Here is a 14,876-nt window from a genome sequence, read left to right as displayed (position 1 = left end):
CGTTGATACATGAATATGGAAAAACCTCCTCTATTGTATTTCCCCTTATATACAACAAATAGTCCTATTGCCCTACATGTTTTACTCATGTAAAGTCATTATTGTGACTTATACCGTATACCATTTTTTTAAAAATATGTATTTTTATTCCATATATTTATGAGAGGAGCAAGATAATGTTAAAGCGATTTCGTTTTAAGAGAATTAATGTTACAAAGTCTAGACCTAATAAGGGGAAACACAAGAGGATAAAAACCAAATTATTACTAACATACTTGGTTTTCGTTCTTATGATATTTCTATTAGGAGGTTATTCTTACATAGGTTTTGGGGCAGTTAACAAAGGAAGTAATGACATTTATAATGAAGGAGTTATCCCTGTAACAAACCTCGTTTACGTAGCACAATATTCAGGTGATGTTAAAACAATCATGCTAACGGCATCTCTAAATGAGGATAGCTCGATCGCAGAACAAGCGATTCATCGTCTTAACCTCATAAATGATTTAGTTATTCGAATAGAAGATAGTAATATGACGGAGGAAATGGGAACAGCCTTCGAGAACTTCAAGGAATCCTGGGGAATCTTTAATACGAGAGTCAGAAATAATATCCAAATAATGCAAAGCGGAGATTTTGAAAGTGCTGAAGAAGGAATTCTTCTCAGCGACCAAGAGTATAGCACCGCCATTTATAACTTAAATAGTTTTATTAGAATTACAGAAAGCCATGCAGAGCAGCTTGTAGATGTGAGTAATCAAACTTACAGCACTATTACGAATATATTGGTCATTAGTTTTATCATAGCATTGGTTATTGCATTAGCAATCGCTACAGTGATGGGAAATACCATAGAAAAACTAGTTAGAACAGTCTTACAACGTATATCAGATATAGCGAAAGGCGACTTGACTGGCGAAAAAGTTACTGTAAAATCCAAAGATGAGTTTCTTCTATTGACGGATGGAATTAATGAAATGCAAGAGAATTTAAAAGCACTTATATCGAGTACAACGTTAACGAGTGAGAACGTGTCCGCATCCGCAGAAGAACTAAGTGCAAGTGCAGAACAAAGCACATCTGCAACAGAACAGGTAAATACCTTAGCACAAAACTCTGCTGAAGGAGCAATAAACCAATTAGATAGCATTAATGTAGTTACAAACTCTATTCAACAATTATCAGCAGGACTACAACAAATTTCCAATAATAGTAATGATATGCTTTCTGTTACGGAAAAAGCAAATGATTCTACGATAAATGGGTCAGAAAAAGTATATAGCATTGTCCAACAAATGAACGTGATCGCAGAGATTGTCCAAGATTTATCTCTTGTAATAAACAAATTAAACAATAAGTCGGAGGAAATAGGCAGTATAGTAAATATTATCACTGGTATCTCTGAACAGACAAACCTGTTAGCTTTAAATGCATCCATTGAAGCTGCAAGAGCAGGTGAACACGGTAGAGGTTTTGCGGTTGTTGCTGATGAAGTTAGAAAATTGGCAGAAGAATCTAGAAACTCTGCGACTCAAATTACTGGGATGTTAAGTGAAATCCAACAAGAGTCGAAAAGTGCTGTAGAGTTTATGAATAACGGAACTGCTAAAGTGAAAACAGGAATTACACTTTCAGATGAAGTAAAAACTGCTTTTAATGAAATAAAGGAGTTAATTCATGCGGTTACATCAAAGGTACAGGAAGTCGCTGCCTCGGTTCAAGAGATGGATGCTGTTAGTGATCAAATAGTAACGAGCTCCAAAAGTGTAAAAGAGATAGCTGAAATAAGTGCTGCTTCAAGTAAAGAAAGCTCAGCTTCCACGGAAGAACAGTTAGCTACCATGGAAGAGATTTCTGCTTCTGCGCAAGATTTATCTGCTTTAGCAGACGATCTACAAACACAGATTCAGAAGTTTAAAATATAGAGAGTGGAAGCAGTGGGGACGGTTCTCTCTGCTTCTTTTTCTTTGATGCAGTGGGAAGCAGTGGGGACGGTTCTCTCTGCTTCCTTTTCTTCATTTCACACAGGAAAAGAATCAGGGAAACACAAGGTCTCCTCCCCCCCCACCTACGCCTTAAACAACAAATTAGGCGAAACACCCAATATTCTAGCAGCCTGGCGCATAGAGACCCCACCTAATTTTTTCACCTTCCGAAGCACTTCTTTCCTTTCATCCCGCGGCAAACTCTTTATCTGTGCAATCGTCAGATCCCCTATCACACCCTTAATTTCTTCTCTTGCTGCTTCATCTCGAACCTTTGCCGATTCCCTAACCATATCCTCCAGACACTTATCCTCATTTTTCCGCTCATTAAACTCTTTAAATCTCCTTAGTGCGGCTACCCTATTATCCGAGAAATACTTCAACACAAATTCACTCTCTAAAAGCCCCTCTGGAAAGTAGTCTTGCTCATAATAACCAAGACAGCTGCTCCACTCATAATCAAACGGGCGCGATACCATCCCCGCCTTCACAGGATTTTGGTGGATATACCGAATGACCCTCATCAAATACCGCCCCGCCCCGACTCCACACACTCACTTCGAAACCTATCCTGAAACAAATGCCCCGACGTATCATATTTCAGATTATAATAGGCAACAAAACTCACCCCAATCCGCTTCATCGTAACCGAAATATCCTCCTCCCCCTCCTTCACCAACAAATGCACATGATTACTCATAAGACACCAACCAAAAACCTGCATCCCAACAAGTAACCTATACTTATCAACCGTTCTCAAAAACTTACTGCAATCAGCATCATCATGAAAAATCTCCTGCCGATTGGCCCCTCGAAATATCACATGATACACCCCAGTACTACTCTTGATTCTAGCTTGACGCGGCATCGCCACACCTCCATTTAAATGATATTTTTTTGGAAAAACAGAGTTTGATAGTTTTGAATGTTGTGGAATACTAACGAAGTTTTGTGGATTTTTCAGTAGGAATTAGCGTTGTGAAAATAGGGAAAGGTGTGCTTAAATAAAAGTAGAATTTTTTCAAATGATGGAAAGATCTCTCAGGATGCGAAAATGGAAATAAGAGGGAATACCTTGAAGTAAGTAAGTGGTAATTCTATCATATACAAAATTAATAGAAAGTCAAGAAGCAGTGGGGACGATTCTCCTTGCTTCCAAAAAAGGAAGCAGCGAGAACCGTCCCCACTGCTTCCAAAAAGGAGGACAATCTCTTGACCACATTAAAAGTCGGTGAGTTAAATAAAGCTCTAAAGGACTTAAACCAAAAGGAATTAATTCAACTGATTGCAGACCTATACAAAGTGAACAAAGATGCCCAGCAGTTTTTATCCGCTAAATTTCTAGGAGAAACAGCAGTGGAAGCATCTTTTACAAGCGCAAAGAGGAAAATTCAAGACGAATTTTTCCCCAATCGTGGTGAAGGGAAGCTTCGATTGTCTGTTGCGAAAAAAGCTATTTCTGATTTTAAGAAGCTAACAAATGATTCTCAAAGAACGGTAGATTTAATGCTTTATTATGTAGAGCTAGGAACAGAGTTTTCCCATACATATGGCTATATTGACGATTCATTTTATAGTAGTATGGTTTCGATGTACGAAAAAGTGGTGGACGAGTGCATCAAAGATGAAAAACATTATCATTCCTTGAATCAACGCATGTATAACGTACTAACAATGTCGCAAGATGACAACTATAGTTACGCTATAGCCATCGAAAGTTTATATCTTTCTATAGAAGACTATTACGAGGATGAGGATGAGATAGAAAATTAGGTATTGCCTACATTCGAGTTATCTGTTTCCCTCGCAAATCAATGGTTGAGAATAATAGTTTAGAAGCCCTATAAAGGTGACATAAAATCCTTTATCGGGCTTGCTTTTTTCTTTGGAATTTGAATTTGAAAGTAGGAAAGACATCCTAGGATTATCAATTTCACTAGTTTCAAAACACCTACTCTTTGGTGCTCTTCTTTAGATTTATTCTAAAAGGAAGCAGCGAGAACCGTCCCCACTGCTTCCACGAAAAAACCCGTGATATAATCTAACAAAACTCCCCTATTTTTGGACGTTGTGTTGTACAGTATTGTTACAAAGCCAATATAATTATCGTATTCATGAAATGAATCGGGGGTGCAAAGTATGAAGATGGTCGTTGACTCGTCTCCTTCTCCTTATCCACTAAGGGGAAAAAACACGCACCAGCTTCATTTATCGCTGGGTGACTTTAAGCAACATGTTCAACGCTTAAATAATCAAATAAACCAGAGCATCTTCAAAACAGGATTGAAAGAGCAACGAGTGGAAGTTTTAAAAGACAAAGTTCTTATTTTATCTAAGCACAGTCGTGCACACTTGTTGCAATCGTTAGACGAATTAGACCCGCAGGCGAGTCGGACGTTAGACCTTTACCTATTACAAAAATACAAATCAGATTTAAAACGAGTTTTTGAGGAAGAGTTTCAGATTAACGTTTTGTCGGTACTAAAAGATTATGATCCAGAGACCGAGCTTGCCGGTACGATGATACTCTTTAGTCAAGACATTCAGTTTACAAGTTGACAGATTAACAATAGCTCCATTACTAGGAGAGATTATTTATCGTCAGCACAAGACAACAGAGCTTTCTGTTGCATTGTGCTGACTTTTTTTATAGCAAGGAAGCAGTGGGAGCGATTCTTATGCTTCCATACCAAAAATAGTTGGAAGGAAGCAGCAGAACCGTCCCCACTGCTTCCAAAAATGAAAGGGGTATTGACATGAGTAAATTAGAAATTGCAGGTGTTGGGAAGATTTTTAGAAAAAACGGTGAAGATATTTGTGCACTAGAACCGACAAACTTAGAAATTCCTGAGGGCAAATTCGTAAGTATCATCGGACCAAGTGGATGCGGAAAGTCCACATTGTTTAATATCATTGCAGGATTATTAAAGCCCTCTACTGGTAAGGTACTTTGCGACGGTGAAAATGTTATTGGTAAAAGCGGACATGTGGGATATATGCTTCAAAAGGACCTCCTCCTTCCTTGGAGGACTATCTTGCAAAATATAATTTTAGGAATGGAAATTCGCGGAATATCGAAAAAAGAATCTATTAACAAAGCTATGCCACTTATTGAGCGCTACGGTTTAAAAGGGTTTGAACATCATTATCCTAATGAATTATCGGGTGGCATGAGACAACGAGCCGCACTACTTAGAACGTTACTTTATGATTCAAACATCATGTTACTCGACGAACCATTTGGTGCCTTAGATGCTCAAACACGAATGCTCATGCAGGAATGGCTATTAAAAATTTGGAGTGATTTTAGAAAAACGGTTCTGTTTGTCACTCATGATATCGATGAAGCTATTTATCTATCTGATGAAATATATGTTTTATCACCGAGACCTGGTCGATTAAAGGCAAAAGTGATTGTGAATCTTGAAAGACCACGATCAGAAAGCACCATGTTAAACGAGGATTTCCTCCATTTAAAACGTGAATTATTAGCTTTATTAAAAAATGAAGAAGATCAAACAACCGAAAAGGATCAAAAGAAAACAAAGATTGCTATAGGGGTGTGAGAAAATGAGTCGAAGTCGAGAAGCGTTTAGTATTCATATGCCCACCATGCAAGAGGACGGTTTACTTTCTAAAACAACAGAAAGTGCAGAAACGGAACCTATCATTGAAGATGAAGAAGCTATAAAGAAAAAAACACAATGGAGGATTTTAACCGGAAGAATTCTCATCTTTTTATTCCTCATTTTAGGGTGGGAACTGTCTACACAATTTGGTTGGATGAATGCTTATTATTGGAGCAGTCCAACAATCATTTTAGAGAAAGGGTGGATTGCCTGGAGTCAAGGTTCATTATTAGACGATATTGTTTTTACCTCTAGTGCCACGATCCTTGGTTTTCTGGCTGGAACTCTACTAGGAGCAGTTCTAGGTCTTTCTTTTTGGTGGTCCAACGTTTACGCAAGCATCAGTGAACCTTATATTGTCGCATTTAATGCCATTCCTAAGCTTGCCCTTGCACCTGTCATTATTATTTTATTGGGAATTGGATTTTTCTCCAAGGTTGTACTTGCTTTCAGTATGACCGTTATTGTTACCGCCCTAGCTGCCTACAGTGGGGTGAAGCATATTGATAAAGATATGGAAAAACTATTGTTTTCGCTTGGAGCAAAACGCTGGCAAGTATTTAGTAAGGTAGTAATCCCATCTGCAATGCCATGGATTCTTAGTAGCTTACGAATCAATATTGCCCTAGCTTTAGCAGGCACGATTGTAGGTGAATTTATCTCCTCCCGTCAAGGTGTTGGAAGAATGATTTTATACGCTGGTCAAATCATGGATACTGATTTAGTTTGGGTTGGAGTTGTAGTCCTATCTATTCTTGCCCTTCTCATGTACTGGGCTGTTGGGATCATTGAAAAAACGTTAATGAAAGGGATAAAAAGCAGTCAAGTCTAGGTACGAACGTGAATCAACATATATAAGTTTATATCTTTATAAGAGAAGGGAGAAACGAATATGAAAAGAAATCACTCTTTATTTTTCTTCTTATCACTACTTTTTATATCCATATTTCTTGTAGCATGTGGAGATGGTGAACAGGAAACTCAAGGTCAAGAACCAGGTACAACAAGTAATGATGCTGATGGAAAAAAATCTGCAAATCTAAAGAAAATCACCATTGCAGAACCTGTCCATCTAATTGGATATCTACCATTATATATCGCGGTTCAGGAAGGCTACTTTGAGGAAGCTGGCTTAGACGTTGAGATTATCACTGCGACTGGTGGAGGTCATGTTACCTCTCTAGTAAGCGGAGAAGTTTGGGCAAACATTGGTGGTCCAGAATCAAATGAAATGGCGAATGGCGGTAGTCCAGATCCGATCGTTTCTGTTGTAAATGTTGTTAATAAAGCAAATGTTTACTTAATGGCTGAAAAAGGAACCTCTCCAGCTGATGATTCTGACGAAGCGTTAGCGGAATTTTTAAAAGGAAAGACGCTTGCCGCTGGACGATATGGAGGAAGTCCTAATCTATTAACTAGATGGATGCTCCTTGAGCTAGGGCTTGATCCTGACGAAGATGTGTCCTTAGAGGAACCCGCAGATGCGGCAGCAACATTAGCTTTAGTTGACAATGGCGTTGCCAATATAGCAAATGGAGCTGAGCCACAAATCATTGAGGGAGTAAATTCAGATGTGTGGGAAGAACCATTCTTCGCTTTCCCATCCATAGGTGACTATCCATATTCCGTTTTGAGCGTTCGTAAATCTTCTATTGAAGAAGAGCCGGAAGTAGTAGAAGCATTTGTGCATGCTGTTATCCGCGGCTTGGAAGTTGTGTACAAAGATAAGGAATTAGCAGAAAGTGTATTGAGAAAAGAATTCCCTACCCTCTCAGATGAAGCAGTTGTTGCCTCCCTTGAACGAGCGTACGAGGACGAACACTGGAGCTTAGATGGATATATTTCAGAAGAATCATTAGCATTAACTATGGAAGTGGTGAGTAAAACAGGAATTCATACAGACCCGTACAGCTACGATGAGTTAATTGATATGCAATTTGTAGAATCGTATTAAAAGGGAAGCATTGGGGACGGTTCTCTTGCTTCCAAAATAATGATCCAACATTGAGGAAGCAGAAGAACCGTCCCCCTGCTTCCAAATTACAATCAAAATCAGGAAGCACAAGAACCGTTCCCCTGCTTCCAAAAGGAGTGTTTCTTATGGATTCAAAGTTAATTCAACCTGAACGTACAGCTCTTATTGTGGTAGATATGCAAAACGATTATTGTCATCCAGATGGAGCAATGGCTGCTAGTGGGCAAAATGTTTCCATGGTGGATACAATGACACCGAACCTGTCACGATTGATAGATCATGCAAGGAAAAACGATGTAGAAGTCATTTTTATTCAAACCATTCATGAAGATTGTACCAATTCCCCAACTTGGAAAAGTAGATTGAACAATACCTCGGTTCAGGTGTGCAGAAAAAATAGCTGGGGATCTGATTTTTACGAGGTTCAGCCTCTTTCCACGGAGCCTATCGTAAACAAGCACCGATATAGTGCATTCATCCATACGAGACTGGATACAATTTTACGCTCTAAGGATATTAAGAACTTAATTATGACGGGAGTTAGTACGAACGTTTGTGTAGAATCCACAGCAAGAGATGGATTTATGTTAGATTACAATATTATCTTTTTAGCTGATTGTACGGCTGCTTTCACAGCGGAGGAGCATAATATGGCGCTTGAGAATATTAATAATTTTTTCGGTGTCGTCTCCACTTCCCATGAAGTGATTGAAAAATGGAAGAAGACAAAGCAAAGTGTGGGCGCCTAAAAAAATTAATATAACGCTAAGAACGAAGGATAACGAAAACATCCCTCCTAGTTCTTCTCGATCCAGTCTTATGTTAGTGGCAGTATGTATGGGAGCATTTATTTCACATTTTTCTGCAGGGCTTATCAATGTTGCATTACCTGATATAGCCCTTCAGTTCACTCAGCCTTTGAAACAAACACAATGGCTTGTTACTGGGTACCTTCTTATAATTATGATTACCTTACCTCTTTTTGGAAAACTAAGTGATATGTACGGAAAAAGAAGAATCCATAACACAGGCTATCTTGTTTTCACCATTGCCACTATTCTTGCAGCAATTAGTTCATCCATCTTCACATTGTTAGTGTTTCGAATCCTTCAAGCAATAGGTGCTGCTATGCTTCAAGCTTCGAACATGGGAATTCTTAGTGCAATGTTTGAACCAGGAAAAAGAGGAAAGGCATTAGGATTTCTCGGGATGTCCGTGTCTATAGGAGGATTATTGGGGCCTTCCGTAGGTGGTCTTGTAATGGAATGGTTTTCTTGGCCTATACTATTTTGGATTCAACTTCCTTTTCTCGTTGCTGCTATGTATTTAGCTCACAACTATATACCTCATGACGAAAAAAAAGATAGAAAACCTTTTGATACAACGGGGATGCTTCTTTTCTCCTTTTCCATGACGAGCTTTGTTCTTGCCTTTAGTTTCATAGAAAACATGGAACAGCTATTTCTCCCTATTATGATATTAGTAGGATGTAGCATAGCTAGTTTTTACATTTTTACGAGACACAGCCAAAAAAGAAAGAACCCAATAATAGAGTTTACCTTTTTAGCACTCCCCTTAGTGAGGGCAGGTATTATCATTAATATTGTTAGTTTTATTGCGACTTTTTCCGTTCTCGTGGCACTGCCATTCTTCTTTCGAGGAGTGCTCGCAATATCAACAGCCGTTGCAGGATTGATTATTATGTGTTATCCAGTGTCCATGGCAATTACTGGACCCATAAGTGGTACACTCTCTGATCGATTCGGACCAAACAAAATAACAAGTATAGGTCTTGGTATTATGCTTCTCTCTCTCGTAGGAATGAGTAGCTTGAGTCCCACCTCTCCCCTGAGTTATGTTATGTTACATCTTTGTTTACTTGGTATCGCCATGGGAATGGTTACATCTCCTAACTATAGTTTAATCATGAGTTATATCCCTCCAACCTATTCAGGAATGATAGGTAGCTTTATTGCCTTATGCCGAAATTTAGGGATGCTAGTTGGAACAACGCTTGGTTTAACCATGATAAACGTGTGGATTCCAGGGTCTATTACTGATTGGATGAGTGGTAATCCATTTGATGCGACCATAAATCAGGTACTCCTTGGCTTTCGAAGCTTATTTTGGATGATAGCTGCTGCAACACTGTTCAGTCTCGTTTATTTTCTTTATATTCAAAAGGTAGAAACAATGTCAACAAAGCAAAAGGAAAAAAAGAACGATACCACCAAAAAAGGAAGCTTGAAAAGGGCATAATGACCTTTTTGAGCTTCCCTTTTTCTTACAATGTGAATACCCAGAGTCAAACTGGAGTTTCTTTAGAGCTCCCTTTATTAGAATTATTCTAAAAGGAAGCAGCGAGAACCGTCCCCTATGCATGCATCTCCTGCTCGGCTTCGTCCCATCGAACCGTATACCCTTTCCCTTTTGCGCAAAAAATGGAGGACGACGTATACTTTGGATCGGCGTCTTTATTATAGCCGATTCTTTCAATAACCTCTTCGGCATTATGACAGCGATCATAGCCCCCGAAGATCATATTTAATGTTCCTTTTCCATGGGTGATTGCCGCAAACTCCACGCTATAGTTCATAAAGGTGGCAACTGGTACTCTCCCTGTTACTACAGCTTTCTCCCCCATTGTTTCTGGAGGATCAAACGTGCCATGCGCCTGTTGAACATCTGATAACACACGCCCCAACTTCTCTAAATCTACCTTTATTTTGAAAAAATAATATGGCTCCAATAACACATTGCTCGCTTTTTCTAATCCTTGTCTCAGAGCTCTGTACGTTGCTTCTCGAAAATCTCCACCAGACGTGTGTTTATTATGAGCTCGTCCTGTCAACAAAGTGACCTTTAGATCCGTTACTGGTGAGCCTGTCAATAGACCATGATGTTCTCTTTCGAAAAGATGATCCCGCACCAAATTCTGATTGCCTACAGATAAATCGTTGGCATGACAGGCGTTTTCGAAAACAATTCCACTATTTTTTTCCCCAGGCGAGAGCAATACATGCACTTCTGCATAGTGTCCTAACGGCTCAAAATGGCCGTAGCCACGGACTTCTGTTTCAATCGTTTCCTTATATAAAATCTCTGGATCTCCAAAGCGAACGGCAAACCCAAACCGCTCCTTCACTACTTCCGTCAGCACTTCCAGTTGGATCATCCCCATCACAGAAATATGCACCTGCTGAAACGTTTCATCCCAAGTGACACGTAACGAAGAATCCTCGGCGTCTAATAATTGAAAACAACGGAGGACCTCTTTTATATTTACTCCATCCTCGACAACGACCTTCGATTTCAACGTAGGAACCATATCATAGATGGACCGCTCCCTCACCGCGCCAACTCCCTCTCCATCAAAAGCACCACTCACCCCAGTAACAGCAAATAATTCTCCAGCGACAACACGATCCACGGCATGAAATTTCGTACCATTGTACACACGAATCTGCGTCACCTTTTCCGTCACTCGTTCATCGGTTTCCCCGTAGCTTACCTCATCTCGCACCTTCAGCTCCCCGCTCAATGCTTTCATAAATGTAAGCCTAGTTCCACTTTCATCATGACGAACTTTATAAACCCGCGCCCCAAATTCCTCCCGTTTCGAAGCTGAATAATCCGTGACAGTAAGCACATCTAATTTTTCAAAAAAGCTTTTGACTCCCAAGTCTTGTAGTGCAGACCCAGTTGCACATGGAAAAACAATGCCTTGCCCTATTGCCGTGCGAAAACATTCAAGCCAGCGTTCCTCATCATAACCGCTTTCCATGTACTGCTCCAGCAAATCTTCATCCCGTTCTGCCAAAAACTCAATCAGGGTCTCTTCCATAGACCCTTTAACGTCGAGAGACTCCGTAATATCACAAACATCCTCGGTGAGATTACCGCGGATTTCGTCCAACACCCTATCCACGTCCGCACCTTCACGATCCACCTTATTGATAAAGAGAAAAGTAGGAACTCCATGCTTTCTAAGTAGCCGCCAAACCGTTTCCGTGTGTCCTTCCACACCCTCCACCGCACTAATGATCACGACGGCATAATCCATGATCTGAATTGCCCGCTCCATCTCCGGCGAAAAATCCACGTGCCCCGGAGTATCAATCAAATAATATGTACTATCGTTAAAGGTAGTCACCGCCTGTCCAGAAAACACGGTGATCCCTCTCTCCTTCTCAATCTCATGACTATCGAGGAATGTATCCCGATGATCCACCCGCCCCCGCTTACGAATGGACTTCGTATGATAAAGAAGCTGCTCCGAAAACGTCGTCTTACCCGCATCCACATGAGCCAGCATCCCAATGGTCTTTTTCATAAATTGTGCACCCCCACATCAGTATATCACGGGAAGCAGTGGAAGCAGTGGGGACGGTTCTCGTGCTTCTAATTAGAATGATTATAAATTAGTTGCAACTGATCCTACTAAGTCGCAAAGCACCCTCTCATTGACACTATTTTATGTTTAACATAAAATAGATTTAACAACGTTGTTATATACAAAGCTAACAAAAGTATTATGTAAGATCTCGTATCTTGACTTTCTTTAGATAACGAGTTTACTTTTCTCTACCGAAAAAGGAAAACGCTTACAAACACATCAAAGAGGAACAAAGTTACTCCATGATGCTACAGCTTACTAAGCACATCACTTTTACAAGTCTCACACCGTTTATCCTTTATTTGCTGAAACTGCATGTCAAATCTAACTCGAGAGGTGATGAACCCCCTTTTTATTCATTTACGAAATCATAACCTTTATCTATTAATCTATTAAAAAACGATGAAACGGAAGCAAGGAGAACCGTTCCCGATGCTTCCTTCTAAAAAAACGATGAAACGGAAGCAGGGAGAACCGTCCCCGATGCTTCCTTCTAAAAAAACGATGCCATGGAAGCAAGGAGAACCGTCCCCGATGCTTCTCTTCTAAAAAAACGATGAAACGGAAGCAAGGAGAACCGTCCCCGATGCTTCCTTCTAAAAAAACGATGAAACGGAAGCAGGGAGAACCGTCCCCGATGCTTCCCTTCTAAAAAAACGATGAAACGGAAGCAAGGAGAACCGTCCCCGATGCTTCCTTCTAAAAAAACGATGAAACGGAAGCAGGGAGAACCGTCCCCGATGCTTCCTTCTAAAAAAACGATGCCATGGAAGCAGGGAGAACCGTCCCCGATGCTTCCTAAAGGAGAGGATACCATATGAATAAGCACCTTCTGAACGAAGATTTTATGGACTTTGATATTAGTGAATTTCCTTATGATCGAAACCACTCTGCTATGGGTGAGTACCATTTTGTTATCAATGAGGGATACGCTGGGAAATGGGTCGATCCCGTTGTTAATCATACCTATAACGGCTCTGGCGCATCCTGGATTGTCACGGAGGAAAATGGAAAGCACTTCATGGAGCAGATGAGAATTAAGACCGACAAGCCCCACGTCATACATCCTATGCTCATGAGCGGAGACACGACCTGGTTCGATTATACTGCAACGACGAAACTGAGAATGCTCAAGACTTCTGGTATCGCTGGGATTGGCTTTTGTGTGAAAAACAGCATGAATTTATTAGCTCTTGTTTTTGCCGACAACTCTATTAGGTTAGAACACCGTCATAAAATGAGCAAAGAGATACTCGCAAGTAAAGCGTTCGACTATAATTGTGACGATTTCTATGAGATAAGTGTTGCATGCAAAGACGACGTCGTTCGTTGCTATGTTAATAACACTTTTGTTTTCCAAGTAAAAAATGAAAGAGTGGCTGAAGGTGGGAAAATCTGCATCACGGCAACAGACCCTACACAGTTTGAGTACGTTACGGTAACTGCGTCGCTAGAAACAATCGTCGCTATTGAAGAAAGACAAAAAGCAAAAGAGAAGCAGACTGCGGAACTTTGTGAAACTATGCCAAAAATGAAGCTTTATAAGAAAATCGACCTGAAAAATTTTGGATCAGGAAGACAGCTTCGATTTGGACATCTTTGTGGGGGAGAGAAATGGTACGGCGTCATTGCTCAAAGTCAGAAGCGTGTTCATCGAGATGCATACGGACATATTAGTTGCCTTACTGCTTTTGATTTGGAGGATGGCAGCATTCTATGGCAAATTGGGGAGCCTTCCACTAGGTATGAACATGGTCAGGTATCGGCTGATATGCCACTCCAAGTGTATGATATTGACGGGGATGGTATAGATGAAGTTATCACGTCTCGAAACTTTGAAATTATGATTCTTGACGGGAGAACGGGCGAAGTGAAGAAGAAGGCAAAAATGCCTCTTTCCACTGAACCTGATGAAACACTGATTGGCGTTCCACATAATGTTTATGCCTTTGACAGAGTGAACGCTGATGGCATTCGTATCGCTAATTTTTCCGGAAAGGAAAGACCTTCCGATATTCTCATTAAAGATAGGTATTGCAGAATTTACGCTTTAAATAGTGATCTAGAGGTGATGTGGAAGTTCCAAAGTGAGACAAACACAGGACATTTCCCGTATGCTTTCGATATAAATCAGGACGGACATGACGAGGTACTTTGTGGGTATAACATGCTTGATCATACTGGAAAAATAATGTGGAAGCTTCCCATCGAGAGAGATCATACGGATGAAATTATTGCAGGAAAATTCATGGCGGGAACAGATAAAGGGCATATCGCCTGTGTTTCTGGTAGCGAAGGCTTCTTCATTTCCGACTATGAGGGAAATATCGTGATGAAGGATGACATCGGTCATGCTCAGCGAGTGAGCACTGGAAACTATTGCCCTGATAAAGAAGGCTTTGAGCTTTGTGTTACAAATTACTGGGGCCATCAAGGGATCGTCTACTTTTATGATGCACATGGAAAACCTCTTTGGGAGCTTGAAAATGAGCTCAATGGGAATGTTATCACGCCTGTCAACTGGAAGGGTGATGGTAGTGATTTGATTCTGCTGAACCCTGATCCGAAACGTGGCGGGATGATTAATGGCAAAGGAGAGACGGTTGTTCAGTTTCCAGATGATGGGCACCCTGTTATGTGTGTGGAAGCAATTGATTTAACGGGAGACAACCGAGATGAAATCGTCGTTTGGGATTACCACTCATTATATATTTACACTCAAGACGACGGTTTTATGGAAAATGCTTATGCGCCAGTGAAATATCCGCATTACAATGCGTCTAACTACAGGGGAGAGTACTCCTATCCAAGCAAGGATTATTTGGTGTAGGGTACGTTTGTGGGGGACTAGATGCAAAAAACAAGGCGCAACTAGCTGATCGATAGCTGGT

General features: G+C 40.5%; 12 protein-coding genes. 9 read left to right on the top strand and 3 right to left on the bottom strand.

Annotated elements, in window-relative coordinates; all coding sequences use genetic code 11:
* Positions 1–176: 176 nt before the first annotated feature.
* Positions 177–1,925, top strand: coding sequence for a methyl-accepting chemotaxis protein (locus ACERII_RS12780; RefSeq protein WP_373642751.1), 1,749 nt, complete (start codon positions 177–179; stop codon positions 1,923–1,925).
* A gap of 143 nt (positions 1,926–2,068) precedes the next feature.
* On the opposite strand, the gene ACERII_RS12775 is transcribed toward ACERII_RS12780, so the two are convergent.
* Together ACERII_RS12775 and ACERII_RS12770 are read right to left on the bottom strand one after the other, a co-directional pair.
* Positions 2,069–2,512 (bottom strand): hypothetical protein, encoded by a 444-nt coding sequence (locus ACERII_RS12775; RefSeq protein WP_373642750.1) that lies wholly within the window; start codon positions 2,510–2,512, stop codon positions 2,069–2,071.
* Positions 2,509–2,853 carry a transposase gene (locus ACERII_RS12770; RefSeq protein ID WP_373642749.1) on the bottom strand — a complete coding sequence of 115 codons (345 nt, stop codon included), beginning with the start codon at positions 2,851–2,853 and terminating at the stop codon, positions 2,509–2,511. The genes ACERII_RS12775 and ACERII_RS12770 overlap by 4 nt, the downstream gene beginning before the upstream one ends.
* Before the next feature lie 344 nt (positions 2,854–3,197).
* Here ACERII_RS12770 and ACERII_RS12765 point away from each other — a divergent pair, with 344 nt between their 5' ends.
* The 7 genes from ACERII_RS12765 (at position 3,198) to ACERII_RS12735 (ending at position 9,848) form a co-directional block, all read left to right on the top strand.
* On the top strand, positions 3,198–3,758 hold the full coding sequence (locus ACERII_RS12765) for a DUF6155 family protein (RefSeq protein WP_373642748.1): 561 nt from the start codon (positions 3,198–3,200) through the stop codon (positions 3,756–3,758).
* 366 nt (positions 3,759–4,124) lie between these two features.
* Positions 4,125–4,544: a DUF2294 domain-containing protein gene (locus ACERII_RS12760; RefSeq protein WP_373642747.1), complete on the top strand. Its 420-nt coding sequence runs from the start codon at positions 4,125–4,127 to the stop codon at positions 4,542–4,544.
* 197 nt (positions 4,545–4,741) lie between these two features.
* Positions 4,742–5,551 carry an ABC transporter ATP-binding protein gene (locus ACERII_RS12755; RefSeq protein ID WP_373642746.1) on the top strand — a complete coding sequence of 270 codons (810 nt, stop codon included), beginning with the start codon at positions 4,742–4,744 and terminating at the stop codon, positions 5,549–5,551.
* Positions 5,552–5,555: 4 nt separating this feature from the next.
* Entirely contained in the window at positions 5,556–6,446 is an 891-nt protein-coding gene (locus ACERII_RS12750) for an ABC transporter permease (protein ID WP_373642745.1), read from the top strand.
* Between the two features lie 60 nt (positions 6,447–6,506).
* A complete protein-coding gene (locus tag ACERII_RS12745) occupies positions 6,507–7,568 on the top strand; it encodes an ABC transporter substrate-binding protein (RefSeq protein WP_373642744.1) in 1,062 nt (353 codons plus the stop codon).
* Positions 7,569–7,714: 146 nt separating this feature from the next.
* Positions 7,715–8,338 carry a cysteine hydrolase family protein gene (locus ACERII_RS12740; protein ID WP_373642743.1) on the top strand — a complete coding sequence of 208 codons (624 nt, stop codon included), beginning with the start codon at positions 7,715–7,717 and terminating at the stop codon, positions 8,336–8,338.
* Between the two features lie 88 nt (positions 8,339–8,426).
* Positions 8,427–9,848, top strand: coding sequence for an MFS transporter (locus ACERII_RS12735; protein ID WP_373642742.1), 1,422 nt, complete (start codon positions 8,427–8,429; stop codon positions 9,846–9,848).
* A gap of 115 nt (positions 9,849–9,963) precedes the next feature.
* On the opposite strand, the gene ACERII_RS12730 is transcribed toward ACERII_RS12735, so the two are convergent.
* A complete protein-coding gene (locus tag ACERII_RS12730; protein ID WP_373642741.1) occupies positions 9,964–11,922 on the bottom strand; it encodes a GTP-binding protein in 1,959 nt (652 codons plus the stop codon).
* Positions 11,923–12,802: 880 nt separating this feature from the next.
* On the opposite strand from ACERII_RS12730, the gene ACERII_RS12725 reads away from it, so the two are divergent.
* Positions 12,803–14,815 (top strand): hypothetical protein, encoded by a 2,013-nt coding sequence (locus ACERII_RS12725; protein ID WP_373642740.1) that lies wholly within the window; start codon positions 12,803–12,805, stop codon positions 14,813–14,815.
* The last annotated feature ends 61 nt before the right edge of the window (positions 14,816–14,876 follow it).

This window comes from Evansella sp. AB-rgal1, from assembly GCF_041820985.1.
Lineage (GTDB): Bacteria > Bacillota > Bacilli > Bacillales > Salisediminibacteriaceae > Evansella.
The sequence above is the reverse complement of the archived record's forward strand: the minus strand, read 5'-3'. Positions and strand labels throughout refer to the sequence as shown.